Source organism: Beijerinckiaceae bacterium (genome assembly GCA_004564215.1).
GTDB lineage: Bacteria > Pseudomonadota > Alphaproteobacteria > Rhizobiales > Beijerinckiaceae > Methylocapsa.
In genome coordinates, this window is record CP024846.1 from 1,549,460 (window position 1) to 1,568,857 (window position 19,398).

A 19,398-nucleotide genomic window follows, 5' to 3' on the forward strand; every position below is an offset into this window, starting at 1 on the left:
CAGAGCGTGGGGACATCATACGGCACGCCGGGCCAGCCGTTTTAACACCAAATGTCTACTCCTGGCGCACATACTGAATTTCAACCAACCAACCGGCGTCCTGGCAATCGCCCATTGCCCGTTGCCCCCGCCGACTACTTATCAACCCCCGATGCGTCGTGGTCGGCGGCCTCGCGAGAGGCCCGCTCAATTTTCTTCATTTGCCAATTCATGAACAGGCGCCCGAAAACAATCATCGCGCCGACGATGAAGAAGGCGCCGAGCCAGCCACTTCCGGTGAAGTGCATGCTTTGAAAGGCTGAATCGTCGATATTGCCGAAAAAATTGCCCATAGCGCTCTCCGGAGGCACGGCCCCTGAAAAGCTAAGCTTTCCAGGCTCATGCGGTTTAGGCCCGAGCGTTCCGATTTGAAACGCTGGCGGTCCATGGTCCCCTCTCGATATCTAATCGCCTGCCTTCCGAACGCAAGGCGAGCCGGTCAAAGCGCCAAGGCCCCGCCGGGAGCGAGCACCGCGATCTTGGTTTTGTGGCCCTGCATGGCCGCGACGAATTCGTTCGCGTCCTGGTCGATCATATCGAAGGTTCCGTAGTGGCACGGCACCACCGTGTCGAAGTCGAAAAACCGTTTGACCGCGAGCGCCGCGGTTGTCCCGCTCATGGTGAAACGGTCGCCGACCGGCACGATCCCGATTTTTGGCGCGTGGACTTCGGCGATCAACGCCATGTCGGAAAATATTTCGGTGTCGCCCATGTGATAAATGCTCGGGCCTTGCTTTGGCTTGAGGACGATGCCCATGGGATTGCCGAGATAGACGGATTGCCCGTTCAGCACGGTTCCCGACGAATGCAAGGCCTGGGTGAAGCTCACGCTGAAGGCGCCGCAATCGATTGTCCCGCCCAAATTGCCGGGGTTGATGTTCGCCGCGCCTTGGGAATTCAGATACATACAGACCTCGAAGTTCGAGACGATCTGCGCGCCTGTCGCCTTGGCTATATCTAGAGTATCGCCGATATGATCGTCATGGCCATGCGTGAGCAGGATGTGGGTTACGCCTTCGCTCGCCGCCGCCACCGTGCCGGGGAATTTTCGATTTCCGGTCAGAAACGGGTCAATCAAAATGGTGGCCGGACCGAGTTCGATGCGGAAAGCGGAATGGCCGAGCCAAATCAAGTTCATGGTAACCTCCACGAAAGCGGGCAAAGGAACTGGGACGAAAGGGGTGCCGGTGAGCGGGCCGGCCCTCTTAACATATAAACGAGAGCGGGATGGCGGCGGAAGTTTTGGACCTCGACGATTTAGCGCTTCGTATCGGGCCGCGCGAGCGGCTCATCGGGGTCGACCTCGGCACCAAGACCATTGGCCTTGCGCTATCCGACGTCGAGCGGCGGATCGCCACGCCACTGGAGACGATCAAGCGTACCCAATTCACCAAGGACTCGGCCCGCCTCATCGCGCTTGCGGAGAAATTCGAGGTGGCGGCGCTTGTCATCGGCCTGCCGCTCAATATGGACGGGAGCGAGGGCCCCCGCGCGCAGGCGACCCGCGCCTTTGTCCGCAATTTCGGCGCGCTCTCGACCCGGCCTTGCATTTTCTGGGACGAACGTCTTTCGACCATGGCGGTCACGCGGACACTGATCGAGCAGGATGCATCCCGCGCCAAGCGCGCCGAAGTCGTCGACAAAATGGCGGCTGCCTTTATCCTGCAAGGCGCGCTCGACCGTTTGCGCTGGCTGGGGAACGTCCAAAATTGACGGAGTCAGGGTTCACCGAGCGCCGCGGGACATCAGCAAGAGAATGATCGTCGTCACCGGCAAAATAATGTCGAGGTAAAAGACCGCTCCGGCATTGCCGGGCGCGAAATTTCCCGCAGCCATCATCTGGTGCACATGCCCGATCGCATCGCCCAGCAAAAAGATCGCATTCACCAGGACGGTCGCGGCCTTGAATCCATAGCTCGCGCGAAAGGCGACACAGCCGGCAACGCCGAAGGCCAAATCCGCCATGCCGACCTCGAATTGAAAGGGGCTGTCCTTCCAGCCGATGAATTTGGCCGCGACATCTGGATAGGCAATGTGAAAGAAACCAGCCCACAAACCGCCGAGGCCGATGGGCAGAAGCAACAGCCACGACAGAATTCGGGCGGCTGCGGGGCGCCGACGGTCGATGGCGGCGCAGATCAGCGCCAGCGCAAAAAGAATCGCCGAGAAATTTTCGAAAACAAAAGCAATGATACTGCCGACGATGGAATCCTGCATGTTCGTCCTTCAACCACGCCCGCCCGGTTGCATCATTTTTCAATCCGCGGTTTGGCTCGAAGCGCGGCTCTCCAACAGGGCATTGCGGATTTTCCGCAGTTCCTTGCGCACCCCCTTCAGATCGTCCGCCGGACGTCCCATCGCCCGCGCGATCTGGGCTGGCACGGCCTGCGCGTCGCGCCGAAGCGTCTTGCCTTTTTCAGTGAGCTTCAGGCGCACCTGACGTTCGTCCTTGGGATCCCGTGCGCGATTGACAAGACCCATGGTTTCGAGCCGCTTCAACAGCGGCGTCAATGTCCCGGAGTCGAGGAAGAGCCGTTCGCCCAACTGCTTGACGGTCAAATCATCGGCTTCCCAGAGCACCATCATTGCAAGATATTGCGGATAGGTCAGCGCGAGTTTTTCAAGCAGCGGAACATAGGCTTTGTTGATGGCGTGCATGGTCGAATAGACCGCAAAGCACAGCTGCTGGTCGAGCTTCGGCATCGCGTCCGTTTCAGACATTAGGCGATCCTTGTGATGATCTGTCGCTGCGCAACAGAGGCTGCCGCAGTGTCAGCGCTGTCCTGCGCGAAGGTTTTTAAGCCGATAAAGCGCCTCCATTGCGGCGCGCGGGGAAAGTTCGTCCGGATCGATCGCGTCAATGGCCTGGCCAAGTGCATCGCTTTGGGCTGGCGCGCCCGGCCCCGCGCTAGGCGCAAACAAAGGCAGATCGGCCACTGACCTCTCCGCCTGATTGAGCCGTTCGGCCGCCTCGAATTCCGCCAACAGCGCCCGCGCGCGGGAGACGACCGGTGCCGGAAGCCCGGCAAGTTTGGCGACCTGAATTCCATAGGAACGGTCGGCGGCTCCGGCAACGATCTCATGCAAAAAGACAATATCGCCATGCCAATCGGTTACCCGCACCGTCAAATTGTCGAGCCGGTCAAGATTTTCGACAAGCCGCGTCAATTCATGAAAATGCGTCGCGAACAGCGCCCTCGCCCGGTTCTTTTCGTGCAGATGCTCCACCACAGCCCAGGCGATGGAAAGACCGTCGAATGTGGCAGTACCACGTCCTATCTCATCGAGAATGACAAGCGAACGTTCGCTGGCCTGGTTAAGGATCGCAGCCGTCTCGATCATTTCGACCATGAAGGTCGATCGGCCGCGCGCGAGATCATCCGCGGCGCCGACCCGCGAAAACAGCTTGTCGACTACTCCGATATGCGCGCTCCTTGCCGGCACATAGGAACCGATTTGAGCCAGCACCGCAATCAGTGCATTTTGCCGCAGGTATGTGGATTTGCCAGCCATGTTGGGGCCGGTCACGACCGCGATCCGTCCGCCTTTGCCGGGGATGCCGGAAAGCCTGCAATCATTTGCCGCAAAGGCATGGCCGCTCAACCGTAGCGAGGCTTCAACGACGGGATGTCGCCCGGCCTCGATCTCGAAGCAAAGCGAGCCATCGACCTCCGGCCGCGTCCAATTCAGAGTTTCGGCCAATTCGGCCAGCGCCGCCGCGATGTCGATTTCGGCGAGCGCGTGAGCCAGACGTTTGAGCGAATCCTGGCGGCTGATCAATAGTTCGCGGAGGGCCTCGAAGATGGCCTGCTCTCGAACGAGCGCCTGATCGGCCGCGGATGAAATCTTCGCTTCGAGTTCGGCCAGCTCTTTCGTTGAAAAACGCATCGCATCGGCCATGGTCTGACGATGCATGAAGGTGGCGTCGTGCGGCGGCTTCAACAGAAGCTCGCCCTGCGCCTGCGGAACCTCGATGAAATAGCCGAGAAAATGATTATGTTTGAGCTTGAGCTGCTTGATCCCGACGAGGTTGCAATAGTGAAGTTGCAGCGCTGCGATCACGCGCCTGCTTTCATCGCGAAGCGCCCGCAGTTCATCAAGGTCCGGGTCATGGCCGATCCGAACAAAGCCGCCGTCGCGCCGATTGAGCGGCAAGCTTTCGGCAAGCGTCTGCTCAAGGCGCGTGAAAAGGTGCGGATCGATCCCCGCAATGGCTTCGCCCGCTTCGGCCAATTCTCGCGGAAGCCCGCCTGTTTCGGAAAGCATACTGGCGAGCGACTCGGCGGCGGCAAGCCCATCGCGGAGTGCTGCGAGATCGCGCGGTCCTCCCCGATTGACCGCGATGCGCGACAAGGCGCGGTTGATGTCGGGCGCGGCCCTCAGGCAGGCCCGCAGGGCCTTTCGCACGCGCGCTTCATTTACAAAAAATGACACCGCGTCCAGGCGGCGCGCAATCTTTTTGGGCTCAGTCAGCGGAGCGCCCAAACGTTCGGCGAGAAGCCGGCCGCCGGCCGGAGTCACCGTCACATCGATCGCCGCGAGAAGCGATCCTTCCCGGCCCCCCGATGAGGTTCGCGTGAGCTCCAGATTGGCTCTTGTCGGAGCATCGATGTCCATCCGGGTCGCACGCGTGAGCCGGGCGGGTAGGCTCAAGGGTGGCCTGGCACCGAACTGGGTGCGCTCGATATAAAAGATCGCAACGGCGGCGGCGGCGATTTCCGCGTTTGACAAGGCGCCCAATCCATCCAAGGTCGCGAGGCCGAAATAATCCCTGAGGCGACGCTCTGCGTTTGGCCCCTCCCCGGTTTCTCGGCCGAGCGGGGTCAGCGGCAGCTTTGTTTCGCGCCCGAGCCTGACAAGGAAAGGAAGCGTGAACAAGCCTTCAGGGGCGACGATTTCCGCCGGATCGATCCGCGAAATTTCGGCTTCCAGACTGGCTTCGGACGCCTCGAGGACGCTGAAGGCTCCGGTCGAGATTTCGACGACCGCCAAGCCGAAGGCCCCCTCGCCGCCGCCGGCCCGTGCAATCGCCAAAAAATTGTTGGCGCGGGCGGGATCGAGGAGAAGTTCTTCGGTGATCGTACCAGGGGTCACGAGGCGCACGACCTCGCGCCGGACCACGGATTTGCCGCCGCGTTTCCTGGCCTCCGCCGGATCCTCGATCTGTTCGCAGACCGCCACCCGATGGCCCAAGCCGATCAGCCGGTTGAGGTAATCTTCGGCGCGATCGACCGGAACGCCGCACATGGGGATATCTTTGCCCTCGTGCTTGCCGCGGCGTGTCAAAACGATGCCGAGCGCCCGCGCGGCAATTTCGGCGTCCTCGAAAAACAGCTCGTAGAAATCCCCCATTCGGTAAAATAGGAGGGAGCCGGGATTTTGCGTTTTGATGGCGTGATATTGCGCCATCATCGGCGAAATCTTGGAAGCGCTTTCCTCAACAGGAAGGCTTGGCCGGATGGGATCGGCAGCCGGTTTCGGAGAGACCGGCGATACGGGAGGAGGGACCGCGCTTTTTGGCATGGGCGCAGCCTAGCAAAAGCGGCGGCCCGATGCACCGGGCGGGCCGGGTCCATTCGCAGCTTTCGGCGAAAAGCAACGCGCCGCCAGCCATTTTTGGACGGGCGGCGAAACCAGAAACGCGCTTACACCGTGACCTGCGCACCGAGCTCGACCACCCGATCGGATGGGATGGAGAAGAAGTCGGTCGCGTTCGCGGCTTGCCGCGCCAAAGCGATGAACAGCTTGTCCTGCCAAACGGGCATGCCGGAATTCGGCGCCGGTTTAATGGTCCAGCGGCCGAGGAAGAACGAAGTTGTCATAATATCGAACTTCAAGCCGCTTTTGCGGAGCGCGGCGAGCGCCGCGGGAACGCGCGGACTTTCCATATAGCCGTAGCGCAAGGTGACGCGGGTGAAATCATCGGAAAGCTTTTCGATTTCATGCCGCTTGCTCACGGGAACGCGAGGGGTGTCGCCGGTGACCACAGAGAGGATCACCACACGTTCATGCAGCACCTTGTTGTGCTTCAAATTATGCATCAAGGCGGAGGGTGCGATCTCCGGCGTGGCGGTGAGGAAAATCGCGGTGCCGGCAACACGCATCGGTTTTGATTTTTCCAGCATCCGAATGAGATCGGTGGTGGGAATCGAGTCGCGGCGGAACTTGGCGGTGAGAAGCTTGGTCCCGCGAACCCAAGTCCACATCACGATCATCGAGCAGCCGGCAAGCAGCAGCGGAACCCAGCCGCCGTCGACGATCTTCATCAGATTGGCGGCAAGAAATGCGATATCGATGGCAAGGAATCCGGAGACAAACAGCGCCGCGAGCCACGCCGGCCAATGCCAGCATTTCCACACCACGACAAAGGCCAACGCCGTGGTCACCACCATCGTGCCGGTAACAGCGATCCCATAGGCGGAAGCGAGCGAGCTCGAACTCTTGAACAAGATGACAAGGAGGAGAACCCCGAACAAAAGCAGCCGATTGATTCGGGGAATGAAGATCTGGCCTTCCTGGGTCTCGGATGTGTGCAAAATGAGCATGCGGGGCAGCAGCCCGAGCTGAATGGCCTGGCGGGCCAGCGAGAACGCGCCGGTGATGACGGCTTGACTGGCGATGACGGTCGCGACCGTCGAAAGAATAACCAGCGGCAAAAGCGCCCAATTCGGAGCGAGCAGAAAGAATGGATTCTCCCCGGCGGCGGGATCCGAGAGAACGAGCGCGCCTTGACCGAGATAGTTCAGGGTCAAGGCTGGAAGCACGAAAACGAGCCAGGCTGTCTGAATGGGCAGACGTCCGAAATGGCCCATGTCCGCATAGAGCGCTTCCGCTCCCGTGACCGCCAAGAACACCGAGCCGAGCACGACGAAGCCGAGCATGCCGTGATCGAACAGAAAGCGCAGACCATAAAGCGGGTTGAAGGCCCGCAGAACCTCGGGCGCATCGCCAATATGGCTGGCTCCCAACAGGCCGATAACCAGAAAAAACACGGCCATGATCGGGCCGAAAAAGGCGGCAACACGCGCGGTGCCGTGAAACTGCGCCCAGAAGATCGAGATCAGGGTGAAAATCGTAATAGGTAGAATATAGGGGGAGAAGATGGGGGTCACGAGTTCGAGCCCTTCAAGGGCCGAGAGAACCGAGATCGCCGGGGTGATCATGGCATCGCCCGAAAACAAACTCGCTCCGGCGACACCCAGAAAGAACACCGGCACCACGCGACGGCCGAGCGCCGATTGGGCCAGCGCCATCAAGGACAGCGTGCCGCCTTCGCCCTTGTTGTCGGCGCGCATGAGAAACAAGACATATTTGGCGGTGACCGTAAAAAACAGCGCCCAAAGCAGCAAGGAAACCGTGCCGATGACCCCCGACTCGGGCACACCCGCAGCTTTAACGTGATGCAGCGATTCGCGCAGCGCATAGAGCGGGCTCGTGCCGATGTCGCCGTAGACAACCCCAAGCGAACCAAGCGCCATGGCCGCAAAGGCGGATTTTGGTGGGACAGCGGGGTCGCCTTCCCCCGGCCGCGCGGTGCCATGAGGACTTTGCCCCTGCACGATCTCATGCCCCATTAAATGTCCCTCGAGGCCGCTCGATGCTCCGGCACTCCAGCAAAGGCGGCTTTTTGCGACGCAATATAGCCATTCATCCTGGCCGAGAGAAGGGGGCTCGGTGCGAATGGTTCAAGTCCCATATCGCCACACATATGTCTACGCCCCGTTTTTTTGCTGCTCCGCGCGGTGTGGAACCGCACCCCGCACTTGTCTTGGCAAATCAGCCGCTCGAGCCATTCACCGGCGCTCGTCCCTGACCTACACCTTAACAACCATCTGGCCGCTTTCGACCGATTTTGGGCACCAGACTTTGGGTGCCGCTTGGCGTGCGGTCACAAATATGGCGGCGGCCTCAATCCGCCGCAAAATTTACCTAAAATTGTCAAATAGTTAGTACGAAATCAAAACTGGTTACGAAAAATGGCTGACGAATGCAATTTACGCGTGTATGATAGTTAAATTACAATTATCGTTTCAATTCAGTATTCGCACAGCCTAGAGAGGTAACACGGAGGGGCCCTCAGCTTAAGCAGGGTCGTTGCGGTATCAAAGGGCCAAGAAATCCGCCACATGCTCGAAGGAATGGGGCAACCCGGCGCCTGTTCCGTGTATAGATGAGATTAATGTTCACCTATTCGGGTCATTGACAATCGAAGCGCTGATGGAAAACATCAATGTGTGTTTTCATCCTTGTCCGAGAACCGCGCGTTACCTATTTCAACTTGAAGTGGGATGCAATATATCTGTGTTAACTCTGAAGGAACCCGGCGATAATTGAGGCAGCACCCGTTCTTCTCAATCAAGCCAAGAAAGATCAGGGAGAAGGTTTAGCCATGAAAAGAATAGCATTCGTCGCCGCTGCTATGGCGATGTCTTTTTCAGCGTCGGCGGAAGCCCCACCGAGAGACTTGCCGGACTTTTCCGTCGAGAAGTCTTGCGCGATGTTCTTGGCGCATCCCCGGCCCCTGGCGCACTGCCAGGATCAAGAAGTTCGTTATCGGTCGGAAGTCACAGGTATCTGGGCAACCGCGCCGGCGGATGGGCGCGAAAAATGCACCGGTCTTGCGGCGCAATCGGAGCGCGGCAAATATGAAGTGCTGGCTCGCTGTCTGCGCACATCCATCTCGGAAGCAGCGTGGAAGGAAGCCGTCGGCACCATCAGCCAACGGTAGAAATATCCCTCGCCTTCAACAATCGCACGCGATGGCGGAAGGCCGCCATCTTCTTTGTGCTGCGCGATCCTCCCCCGATTAGATCGAATAGTCCTCGTCGAAGGATCGAGGGTTGTGCAGTCTTATGAACACCTTGTCTTCCGGCTTCAGGCCCAAATCCTTGTAGGCATGCGCGGGAAGCGCCGCATCGACCACCGCTTGGTTGTCGATGCGGGCGAGTTCGACATTGACCAACGAGCCCGCGAAGCCGATGTGATTGATCCGCGCTTCAATGCCGGAGCCATCCAAATTTTCCCGCCTGATTTCAATGTCGTGGGGACGCACGAAGGTCGCGCCGCCTTCCTCCACCAAATCCGCCGCCGCGACCTGGTCAGTATTGGCCTTGCGGCCATGAAACAGATTGTAATTGCCTAAAAACTTGAACACGAACGGATTGGCCGGGTTGTTATAGATTTCTTCCGGCGAGGCGAATTGCTCAATCCTCCCCTCGTTCATCACGGCCACCCTGTCCGAGACCTCCAACGCTTCCTCCTGGTCGTGCGTGACCAGGAGGGTCGTCACATGAATCCGATTGTGTAATTTGCGAAGCCACCGGCGCAATTCACGCCGAACCGTGGCGTCAAGGGCGCCGAACGGCTCGTCGAGCAATAAAACGCGCGGCTCGACGGCGAGCGCCCTGGCCAGAGCAATACGCTGCCGCTGCCCCCCCGAAAGCTGCGAAGGGTAGCGCGATGCGAAATTCTGCAACTGCACGAGGTGCAGCAATTCGTCGACCTTGGCGCGAATTTCCGCCTCCTTGGGCCGGGCCCGCCACGGCTTTGCGCGCAGCCCGAAGGCGACATTTTCGAACACGCTCATATGCTTGAAAAGGGCGTAATGCTGGAAGACGAAGCCTATGCGGCGTTTGCCCACATCTTCATCGGAGACGTCGCGGCCGTCGAAAAGGACCGCTCCGCTGCCCGGATCGGCGTTTTCCATGCCAGCGATCACACGCAACAACGTTGTCTTACCGGAGCCGCTCGGCCCCAGCAGCGCGACCAATTCCCCGGTCTCCACTTTCAGGCTGACGTCGCGGAGCACCTTGGACTGATTGAACGATTTGTTGACCTGACGAACTTCGATACTCATAGCGGCCCTTCTCCCTCGGATGGGCGAATTTCCCTCTTGCCGCCTTGATGCTCGACAATCGTTTGGACAATCAAGGTGACGACCGCCAGAAGCGCCAGCAACGAGGCAACGCTAAAGGCTGCCTGATTGTTGTATTCGTTCCAGAGTTTTTCGATGCGCAGCGGCATCGTGTCGTTGGAGTCGATGTGGCCAGAAACCACCGAAACCGCGCCAAATTCCCCGAAGACGCGCGCCGTGCAGAGCACGATCCCGTAAAATAACGCCCATTTTACATTAGGCAAGGTGACCTTGAAAAAGGTCCGCCAGCCCGACGCGCCAAGCGAAAGGGCTGCCACTTCTTCGTCGGACCCCTGGGTTTCCATGAGAGGGATCAGAGAGCGGGCGACAAAGGGAAAAGTTACGAAGATCGACGCCAAGGCAATCGCGAAGGGCGTGAAGATAATACCGGTGAAGCTGCGGTTGAATTCGAGCGGCCACCAATCTTGCGCAAATCCCCGCCAGTGGAGCGAGAAGGGATCTGGCCAAGTCAAATCGGGGGCCCAGCTCCCGAACACTCCATTTCGGCCGAGCAGCAAAACGAAAATGAGACCCGCAATGACTGGCGATACGGAGAACGGCAGGTCGATCAACGCGATCAAAAGGGTACGGCCCCTGAACCGAAATTTCGTGACCGACCAAGCGGCAGCGAGCCCGAAAACAATGTTGAGCGGAACGACGATCGCGCCAATGCCGATGGTCAGTCTGATTGAACTCCAGGTCTTGTCGGCCTGACCGCGGTCCGAGGCGAGCTTTCGGCGCTCGGGGAGACTTAACGGAGCGCCTTCGGGCGGGCTTTCCACACGAAATACACTTACGTACGCGCCGATCCCCTTGGAAAAAGCCTGCGCGAAAACATTCACCACGGGGAGAATGATGAAGAGGGTAAGAAAGCCCACGGTCGTCGCAATGAGAATCCGGCGGATCAGCGGCTGGGTCGGCGGGGCCAGCTTTCCGGACGCCGCGACGACCTGACTTCTTGGCGGTGCACCTGCCATAACCAGTCCTTAATTCGAAAATGCGCCAAGAAGGGCAGCCGTGTGGTTATCCTGAGAGACTGGTTTCGTGACGTCGCATCCACCATTCGAGGCCGTTGATCGCGAACAATGTGACAAGCGAGAAGAAAAGCAACACCGCGCCGATCGCGGTGGCTTGCGAATAGCGAAAGTCATCAAGCTTGGTGACGATTTGCAAGGGTGCGATCTGCGATTTGCCGGGAATATTCCCGGCGATGAAGATGACCGAACCATATTCGCCGAGCGCGCGCGCAAAGGCCAAAGCCAACCCGCTGAGCCAAGCCGGAAAGATTTCAGGGAAGACAACACGCCACAAAATCGTCCATCGATTGGCGCCAAGGCTCAAAGCTGCATATTCATATTCCGTATCCCAGTCGCGGAGCACCGGCTGTACCGTGCGCACGACAAACGGTAGCCCGACAAATATCAGAACAATGACGATCCCGGTATTCGTGGTGGAATAAGGAAAATTCAGCCACGACAGCGCGTCTGGGGCCAAAACCGCACCCGATCCCGCAAGATCTGCGACCCAGTTGATCGCGCCCGCGACGTGGCGGCCGAATCCGCCAATCCAGCCATCCACCAAATAAAGCTGACTGAACGTCAAACCGGCGACCGCGGTCGGGAGGGCAAACGGAAAGTCGATCAGCGCGTCGAAGAGTCGCCGGCCTGGGAAGGGCTCGCGCACGAGGACCCAGGCAACGATCAATCCGAAGATGCCGTTGATGCCCGCGGCAATCGCCGATGCCGTGAAGGTCAGTTGAAAGGACGCGACGACAATCGGATCGGTGATGGTTTGCCAGAATTCGGCCCAGGTCAGCTCGGCGGTCTTGAAAATCAGGCCGGCGAGGGGAATGAGGACCATCAGCGAAAGATAAAACAGCGTGTACCCGAGGGTAAGCTGCAGTCCCGGAATGAGCCGCACTCGACGCCGCGACGGGCGAAACAATTGGCCCGTCGGTGATCCTTGAGGAAAGCGTTCCGGCGTCGCGTGCTCGCTCATTTGGTATTGGGTCTGTAAATCTGGTCGAACAGCGCGCCGTCGGCGAAGAAGGCTTCATGCGCCTTCACCCATCCCCCAAAGCTCTGGTCGATGGTGAACAGCGGAATCGGCGGCAATTCCTCGCTATGCTTTTTCAACGCTTCAATGTCGCGTGGCCGGTAATGGTGCTGCGCCACTGTTTCCTGTGCCTCGGACGTATAAAGAAACTTCACATAAGCTTCGGCAACGTCCCGCGTGCCTTTCTTGTCGACGACTTCGTCGACGACAGCCACCGGGGGTTCCCCAAGAACGCTGCTCGAAGGATAGACAATTTCGAACTTGTCCTTGCCGAATTCGTCGAGCGCAAGCCAGAGCTCATTTTCCCAGTTCAAAAGGACGTCGCCAAGCTGTTTCTGGGCAAAAGTCACAGTCGATCCGCGCGCGCCAGTGTCCAGGACCGGCACGTGATTATTGTAGAAGTTTTCAATCGCCGCGCGCGATTTGGCATTCTTGTAGATGGGAAACTCCGCCGCGCTTCGCGCCGCCGCCAGGGAGTCCTTCAGCCCTGCGGGCGTGGAGAAATCATAGGTCTTCGCTTGGGCCGTCGCGCCCCATAGCGCAAGGAAGGCCCAGCGTCCCGCGCCACTGGTCTTGGGGTTCGGCACGATCACTTGCACGCCGGCTCGGGTTAAATCCTTCCAATCCTTGATGTTTTTTGGATTTCCCTTGCGGACGAGAAATCCGACCGTCGAGGTATAGGGGGAGGAATTGTAAGGCAATTTTTCCTGCCAGCCCGGCTTGATCAGCCCAGCACGTTCGATTGCGATAATGTCCCAAGCGAGCGCGAGTGTGACAACGTCGGCCTTGAGCCCATCGATGACCGACCGCGCCTGTTTGCTTGACCCGCCATGGGATTGTTCGATCACGACCGCCGCGCCCGTGCGGGACTTGTAGCCGTCGGCGAACAAAATGTTGATGTCTGAATAGAGCTCGCGGGTCGGATCATAGGAAACATTGAGAAGCGCTTTTTCCTCACAGATCGCCGGAGCGGACGCGGCGGCAACTGAGAGGCCGACGCAGCCCAGGAGCACGGCGTGAAGCCATCGGATTCGAACCCGTGGGGCGGCAACGAAATCATGGTTTCGGTGTCCGCGCGCGTGAGCCATCTTCAATATGAACTTAGGGAGCATGGGTGCGCAGGTCCTTGTAAGAATTGACAACGAGACCAGGCACCGACCAGAACTCACCGCATCGGAAACTTGACCACGTATTATTCACTAAATCTATAGAAAATAACTTGTCAATAGCCCGGGCGCCATAAGGGCATGTTTGCCTTTCTTTCGAGTACCCCCTTGAGCCCGTTGTTCGCCCGCTATACCGATGGCGAACGTCTGGTTGGGAGCCTGCCCTCATGAGCGATCGCCCGCCGCTGCCGCCTTTCACCCTCGAAACGGCGACGAAGAAAGTGCGTCTTGCCGAAGACGCCTGGAACAGCCGCGATCCCACCCGGGTGGCGCTTGCCTATACAGAAGACAGTCGATGGCGAAACCGTTCCGAGTTTCTGTTCGGACGCACCGAAATCATCGATTTCCTGGTTCGGAAATGGGCTCGCGAACTCGACTACCGATTGATCAAGGAACTCTGGGCATTTCATGAAAACCGGATCGCCGTCCGCTTCCAATATGAGTGGCACGACGAGTCGGGGCACTGGTTCCGTTCATACGGCAACGAGCAATGGGAATTCGATGGCGCCGGACTGATGCGCCGCCGGGAGGCAAGCATCAATGATGTGCCGATCGCATTCGAAGACCGCAGATTTCTGTGGTCTCTCGGACAGCGTCCCACCGATCATCCGGGCCTGAACGAATTGGGCCTATGAAGCCGGGCCTTTGCCTTTGAGATCGACGGTGCCTCGACCCACGCCGGAATAAACGAAGCCACGCTTGGCCATATCCGCCGGGTCGTAAATATTGCGGAGATCGACCATGACAGGCGCGGCCAGCAGCGTTTTGATGCGGTCGAGGTCAAGCGCCCGAAAGGCATCCCATTCGGTCACGATAACCAGTGCCTCGGCCTTGTCGCAACAGGAATAGGGATCATAAAAGAAAGTCAGATCCTCAAGGACCATGCGAGCCTGATCCATGCCTTCGGGATCGAAGGCATGGATACGCGCACCCCCGTCCTGCAGCGCGGTGATGATGGAAATTGCCGGAGAATCGCGCATGTCGTCGGTGTTGGGTTTGAAAGTCAGGCCCAAAACCGCGATCGTCTTCCCGCGAACGGAGCCGCCGCAAGCCGCTAAGACCTTGCGCGCCATGGCGCGTTTGCGCTGATCATTGACCGCGGCCACCTCCTCGACGATTCGGATCGGCGCACCATGATCCTGGGCGGTCTTGATCAGAGCCTGGGTATCCTTTGGAAAGCAGGAACCGCCGTACCCCGGTCCTGCATGCAGAAATTTGGAGCCGATCCGTTTGTCGAGGCCGATTCCGCGCGCTACGTCCTGGACATTGGCGCCAACCTGTTCGCAAAGGTCGGCAATCTCGTTGATAAAGGTGATTTTAGTGGCCAGAAAAGCGTTGGCCGCGTATTTGGTCAGTTCCGAAGTCCTGCGGCTGGTGAAAAGGAACGGCGCCTGATTGAGATAGAGGGGACGATAGATTTCAGTCATGACGGCTTCGGCGCGTGGGTCCTCTACTCCGATGACGATGCGGTCCGGCCGCTTGAAATCGTCGATCGCTGCCCCTTCGCGGAGGAACTCCGGATTGGATACAACGGCGAAATCAGCGTCCGGACGGGTTTCGCGAATGATTCGCTCGACTTCATCGCCGGTGCCGACAGGAACCGTGGATTTCGTGACCACCACCGTGAACCCATCGAGGCCGCCGGCGATCGTTCGCGCCGCGTGATAGACAAAAGAAAGATCGGCATGGCCGTCGCCGCGGCGAGAGGGGGTTCCAACCGCTATGAAAACAGCTTGGGAACTTGCGACCGCGGATTCAAGCTCAGTCGAGAAGGACAGGCGGTGATGGCGAACGTTGTTGGCGACGAGATCCTGCAGCCCAGGCTCGAAAATTGGCATTTTGCCGGCCTTGAGGGCCTCGATTTTCTTCGCGTCGGTATCAATACAGACGACCGTATGCCCGAAATCCGCAAGACACGCTCCCGAAACAAGTCCTACGTAGCCGGACCCGATCATTGCAATATGCATCTTTTACCCCCAAAAACCGCCGCTCATACTGTTGCGCGCAGCCATAACACGATTGCGACAAAACTGGCCACCCATGCCGCAAATGGTCGCATCCAGGGCGATCCTTCAACAGTCTTTTGCCGGTCGCACCACGATTTGGCGGGGCGAGGGCCGATAAACGCGCTTCGAAGGCAACCACATCGACTTCCCATTTAAAAAGGGAATTATATACGAAACTAGACGAATCGCTTGCACCCCACTCCGATTTTTGATACATAATTAGACAGGCGGGGGACGATTCCTATGGCCAAGAAAGCACCTGGCAGGAACGACCGTCATGGCATTTCCGTGATGGAACTGTTCCAGATGTTCCCCGATGAGGCGGCGGCCCGTAAATGGCTGGAGGATATCCGTTGGCCGAAAGGCAAGCGCCACTGCCCCCACTGCGGCTCGCTGAAGACTTCTGCCGTGAAGAACGAAAATCCGATGCCGTATCACTGCGGCGATTGCCGGGAGTATTTCAGCGTCAAGACCGGCACCGTTATGCAGTCGAGCAAGGTGCCGCTGCAAAAGTGGGTCGTCGCCATGTACCTGCTTTCAACCAGCCTCAAGGGCGTCTCCAGCATGAAGCTGCACCGCGATCTGGGAATGACCCAGAAAACGGCATGGCTTCTGGCCCAGAAAATCCGTCAGGGTTGGATTGATGGCGACGGTAAACTTTCCGGCGAAGTCAAGATCGATGAAACCTTCATGGGCGGCAAGGAGCGCAATAAGCACAAGAGCAAGCGGTTGAAAGCTGGGCGCGGTTCGGTGGGCAAGGCTGTTGTCATAGGGGCAAAGACCCGAGATGGAAAGATCAAGGTAGAGGTCATTGAGAAAACCGACACGCCCACGCTGGAAGGATTCGTAGCGTCGAATGTCGAAGGTGGGTCTACAGTCTTTACCGACGAACACAGTGGCTACGCACACCTTTCCGAGGCATACGATCACCAGACGGTAAGGCACAGCGTTGGCGAATACGTCAACGGGCAGGTACACACGAACGGGATTGAGAGTTTTTGGGCGATGCTGAAACGGGGCTACAAAGGCACCTACCACAAGATGAGCACCAAGCATCTTGCCCGATACGTCACCGAGTTTGCAGGCCGCCACAACGTGCGCGACCTCGACACCCTTGCGCAGATGGTATCGTTGGCGCGCGGTCTAGAGGGTCGCAGGCTGCGGTACGACGATCTGGTCGCCAACAATGGCTAACGAGCGCATCACCGAAGACTACGTGCGCCACCACTTCAAGAATGATCCGCTGTTCAGCGCGATCAAACTTGACGAACAAAAGGCTTCAGTTGCAAAGGCAAAGGCCTGTCTCGTAAACGCTTCCAAGGCCTTGACGGGGAAAATCGGTTCTCCGGAGTTCATCATCAGCATTCCCGCATTTCCGGACGACATCATCGTTGTGGAGTGCAAAGCGGACTCGAAGTTTCACGAGAGTACTGACGGCGATAATCCAGCCACCTACGCTGTTGATGGAGTGCTGCACTATTCTGCGTTCCTGTCCAAACAGTACAACGTGATTGCTATTGCAGTCAGTGGTAGCAATCTCGCCAAGCTGAAGATTTCTTCGTTCTACCAAAAGATGGGTCAGGCGGATGTCTCGAACGAAACACCCGAACTCCTCGACATATTTTCTTACATTGCGCGGTTCCAAGGCGAAGCGCAGGCCAAGAGCGTTGAGTCCGGTGAAATTACAAAAACTGCGATCGATTTAAATTTTGAATTGAACGACTACTCTATTGTTGAATATGAACGATGCACATTAGTCAGCGCCGTCTTGCTGGCGTTGCAAGACCCGGCCTTCAAGGCTTCGTATAAAGAAAAGGCTAGGTCGAAGAAGCTACAGCCGATGCCGACGCGCTTGGCGCAGTTCATCGTGTCGAGCATCACCAGCGTGTTGCGGGACAACGACATAGATGACGAACGTGTCGCTTCAATGATTGGCGAATACGAGAAGATCAAGAGCCATGCAATCGCCAAATCACCCCAGATCAAAAAGAAGAAAGCGTCGGAGCAGCAGGACAACTATGTGCTGCGCGACATAACGGAAAAGCTGGAAAAATCAGTCCTTCCTCTCATCACAATGGGCGACAAGGGATATGACGTGCTTGGTCGTTTCTATCGTGAATTTATCCGCTATGCCGGAACGGACAAGAAGACCGGGCTAGTTCTGACACCTCAGCACATTACGGAATTTTTCTGCGATGTAGTTAGCCTCAATGTAAACGATGTGGTCGTCGATACGTGCTGCGGCAGCGGCGGCTTCTTGATCTCGGCCATGAAACACATGCTGGAGCTTGCGGGGGCGAACCAGAAAAAGCGTCGGGCGATCAGGGAAAACCAACTCATTGGAATTGAACGCCGCACGGACATGTTTACCTTCGCCTGCTCCAACATGATGATGAGTGGCGACGGCAAATCGCATATCTACCAAGGCGACTCTTTCGCGAACGATGAGAAGGCTAGGATACGCTCACTTAAGCCCACGGTAGGATTCCTCAATCCACCCTACGATGTAGGAGAAGACGGACAACTGGAGTTCATTGAAAACGCACTCAGCACTCTCCAGCAGGGAGGTAGGTGCTGTGCCGTGGTACAGATGAGCTGCGTTACGTCGGCAAACGCGAGAACCATTGCCGTTCGCGAAAGATTGCTAAAGCAACACACGTTGCTCGGCGTCTTCACAATGCCTGATGATCTCTTCCATCCGGTAGGAGTTATTACGTGCGTTGTGGTATTTGAAGCTAAGAAACCTCATCCAAAGGGATTCAAATCGTTTTTCGGCTACTTCAAAAATGATGGTTTTCAGAAAACAAAACACATGGGGCGCGTGAACAAGGGGCAATGGGAAGCGATCAAAGCGCATTGGATCAGCCTGTACCTGAATCGAGAGAAAGAGGTTGGGCTGAGCGTTCTGCAGGCTGTTACGGCGCAGGACGAATGGTGTGCAGAAGCGTATATGGAGACGGACTATTCAAAGCTGACGATTGAAGATTTTGCGAAGACCGTGAGGGATTACGCTATTCACAAACTAACCTTGGCGAACGTGTGATGCCGTGTCCGTTATCCGACATCTTTGACATGCGATATGGGCACTCGCTCGAACTGAACGCCCTGGAGATTTCAAATTCGAAAGACGGCGTGGCATTTGTTGGCCGCCAAACGGGCGGTAATGGCATTTCGGCTTATGTGTCACCCATTCCTGACCTTGATCCATCTCCTGCCGGCGACATTTCGTGCGCACTCGGAGGCAACGGAGTGTTGACGACGTTTGTCCAAGAGGCGCCATTCTATTGTGGTAGAGATGTCGCGATCTTGCGGCCAAAGGCGAAGCTAACCAAGCAACAAACGCTCTTTTACTGTTTGTGCATCAAAAGCAACCGCTTCCGTTTCAACTATGGGCGGCAAGCGAACAAGACACTTAACCATCTTCTCATTCCCACGCTCAATGAAATCCCAGCGTGGGTAAGTTCCTTTGATCTGGATCAGGCAAAAGGTACGGAAGCCCCGTTGAGCGAGGCTCCACTGCCGCCTCTCGCGCCTGCGAAATGGAAAGAATTTCGATACGACGAAATCTTTGACATCCGGAAGGGCTACTACAACAAGAAATTGCCCGAATGTGTGCCAAGTCCTGAAGCTATACCGTTCATCGGCGCATCTGAGAGCAACAACGGCGTCACATCTTATCACCGTATAGAGGACATCGCCGCATATGCTCGAAACGGCGAGCTAGAGCCCGCGCCAACCACGGAGAAAAAGCTTTTCCCGGCGAACGGAATCACTGTTGCAAATAACGGTGCCTCAGTCGGCTATGCGTTCTTTCAACCTCGACCCTTCACAGGTTCACACGACGTCAACCCGCTCTATCTCTTGATCAGGGAGATGACACCAGAAATCGGAATGTTCTTGTGCTCAGTCATCGCAATGGATCGTTATCGCTGGAGCTATGGCCGGAAGTGGCGGCCTAGCCGAATGCCCCAGTCCATCATCAGGTTGCCAGCGCACCCGGATGGCGAACCGGATTGGGAGTTCATGGAAACTTACGTTAGGTCTCTCCCCTTCAGCAAAACCATATTGGCACAGCAATGAACGAGAAACCCACTCCGAGGGGCCGCCCCATCAAGAACAAAGTGGATCAGATTCCTGCGTCCGCCGAGCAGATCGCCCGAGCGATATTCCGGGCTGCGGAGAAGAAGAAGGCAAAACCGGCTAAACCCAAGAGAAAGAA

17 protein-coding genes are annotated in these 19,398 nt (G+C 57.5%); 6 read left to right on the plus strand and 11 right to left on the minus strand.

The features are described from left to right. Positions 1 to 134: 134 nt before the first annotated feature. Positions 135 to 332: a hypothetical protein gene (locus tag CU048_07295; protein QBR71120.1), complete on the minus strand. Its 198-nt coding sequence runs from the start codon at positions 330 to 332 to the stop codon at positions 135 to 137. Between the two features lie 146 nt (positions 333 to 478). Continuing rightward, complete coding sequence (locus CU048_07300) at positions 479 to 1,177, minus strand: metal-dependent hydrolase (GenBank protein QBR71121.1); 699 nt, start codon at positions 1,175 to 1,177, stop codon at positions 479 to 481. A gap of 89 nt (positions 1,178 to 1,266) precedes the next feature. Here CU048_07300 and CU048_07305 point away from each other — a divergent pair, with 89 nt between their 5' ends. After that, positions 1,267 to 1,752 (plus strand): Holliday junction resolvase RuvX, encoded by a 486-nt coding sequence (locus CU048_07305; GenBank protein ID QBR71122.1) that lies wholly within the window; start codon positions 1,267 to 1,269, stop codon positions 1,750 to 1,752. 12 nt (positions 1,753 to 1,764) lie between these two features. Here CU048_07305 and CU048_07310 read toward each other — a convergent pair whose 3' ends face one another. The 4 genes from CU048_07310 to trkD all read right to left on the minus strand — a co-directional run bounded on the left by CU048_07310 (position 1,765) and on the right by trkD (position 7,613). Beyond that, on the minus strand, positions 1,765 to 2,256 hold the full coding sequence (locus tag CU048_07310) for a hypothetical protein (protein QBR71123.1): 492 nt from the start codon (positions 2,254 to 2,256) through the stop codon (positions 1,765 to 1,767). A gap of 39 nt (positions 2,257 to 2,295) precedes the next feature. Beyond that, a complete protein-coding gene (locus CU048_07315) occupies positions 2,296 to 2,742 on the minus strand; it encodes a MarR family transcriptional regulator (GenBank protein QBR72739.1) in 447 nt (148 codons plus the stop codon). A gap of 69 nt (positions 2,743 to 2,811) precedes the next feature. After that, positions 2,812 to 5,451 (minus strand): DNA mismatch repair protein MutS, encoded by a 2,640-nt coding sequence (locus tag CU048_07320; protein ID QBR71124.1) that lies wholly within the window; start codon positions 5,449 to 5,451, stop codon positions 2,812 to 2,814. A gap of 233 nt (positions 5,452 to 5,684) precedes the next feature. Continuing rightward, positions 5,685 to 7,613: a potassium transporter Kup gene (gene trkD / locus CU048_07325; protein ID QBR71125.1), complete on the minus strand. Its 1,929-nt coding sequence runs from the start codon at positions 7,611 to 7,613 to the stop codon at positions 5,685 to 5,687. Positions 7,614 to 8,536: 923 nt separating this feature from the next. On the opposite strand from trkD, the gene CU048_07330 reads away from it, so the two are divergent. Next, the gene (locus tag CU048_07330) at positions 8,537 to 8,767 is read left to right on the plus strand and encodes a hypothetical protein (protein ID QBR71126.1); all 231 of its coding nucleotides are present in this window, start codon (positions 8,537 to 8,539) and stop codon (positions 8,765 to 8,767) included. Positions 8,768 to 8,845: 78 nt separating this feature from the next. Here the strand turns inward: CU048_07330 and CU048_07335 are convergent, their stop codons facing one another. Genes CU048_07335 through CU048_07350 form a run of 4 tightly spaced genes read right to left on the minus strand, consistent with a single transcriptional unit; the run spans position 8,846 to position 13,095 of the window. Next, positions 8,846 to 9,895, minus strand: coding sequence for a sulfate ABC transporter ATP-binding protein (locus CU048_07335; protein QBR71127.1), 1,050 nt, complete (start codon positions 9,893 to 9,895; stop codon positions 8,846 to 8,848). Then, positions 9,892 to 10,929, minus strand: coding sequence for a sulfate/thiosulfate transporter permease subunit (cysW, locus tag CU048_07340; GenBank protein ID QBR71128.1), 1,038 nt, complete (start codon positions 10,927 to 10,929; stop codon positions 9,892 to 9,894). Before cysW ends, CU048_07335 begins: the two co-directional genes overlap by 4 nt. Before the next feature lie 46 nt (positions 10,930 to 10,975). Further along, a complete protein-coding gene (locus tag CU048_07345) occupies positions 10,976 to 11,950 on the minus strand; it encodes a sulfate ABC transporter permease subunit CysT (protein ID QBR71129.1) in 975 nt (324 codons plus the stop codon). Further along, positions 11,947 to 13,095 (minus strand): hypothetical protein, encoded by a 1,149-nt coding sequence (locus CU048_07350; GenBank protein QBR71130.1) that lies wholly within the window; start codon positions 13,093 to 13,095, stop codon positions 11,947 to 11,949. Before CU048_07350 ends, CU048_07345 begins: the two co-directional genes overlap by 4 nt. 245 nt (positions 13,096 to 13,340) lie before the next feature. On the opposite strand from CU048_07350, the gene CU048_07355 reads away from it, so the two are divergent. Beyond that, the gene (locus tag CU048_07355) at positions 13,341 to 13,808 is read left to right on the plus strand and encodes a DUF1348 domain-containing protein (protein QBR71131.1); all 468 of its coding nucleotides are present in this window, start codon (positions 13,341 to 13,343) and stop codon (positions 13,806 to 13,808) included. Here CU048_07355 and CU048_07360 read toward each other — a convergent pair. Then, positions 13,803 to 15,140 carry a UDP-glucose 6-dehydrogenase gene (locus tag CU048_07360; protein QBR71132.1) on the minus strand — a complete coding sequence of 446 codons (1,338 nt, stop codon included), beginning with the start codon at positions 15,138 to 15,140 and terminating at the stop codon, positions 13,803 to 13,805. The two genes, CU048_07355 and CU048_07360, sit on opposite strands and share 6 nt — an antisense overlap. Before the next feature lie 282 nt (positions 15,141 to 15,422). Between CU048_07360 and CU048_07365 the strand changes: the two genes are divergently transcribed. The 3 genes from CU048_07365 to CU048_07375 are packed head-to-tail and all read left to right on the plus strand — an operon-like array spanning position 15,423 to position 19,259. After that, entirely contained in the window at positions 15,423 to 16,373 is a 951-nt protein-coding gene (locus CU048_07365; GenBank protein QBR71133.1) for a transposase, read from the plus strand. Continuing rightward, a complete protein-coding gene (locus CU048_07370) occupies positions 16,366 to 18,222 on the plus strand; it encodes a methyltransferase (GenBank protein QBR71134.1) in 1,857 nt (618 codons plus the stop codon). The genes CU048_07365 and CU048_07370 overlap by 8 nt, the downstream gene beginning before the upstream one ends. Continuing rightward, positions 18,222 to 19,259, plus strand: coding sequence for an S-CspCI protein (locus CU048_07375; GenBank protein ID QBR71135.1), 1,038 nt, complete (start codon positions 18,222 to 18,224; stop codon positions 19,257 to 19,259). Before CU048_07370 ends, CU048_07375 begins: the two co-directional genes overlap by 1 nt. Positions 19,260 to 19,398: the final 139 nt, after the last annotated feature.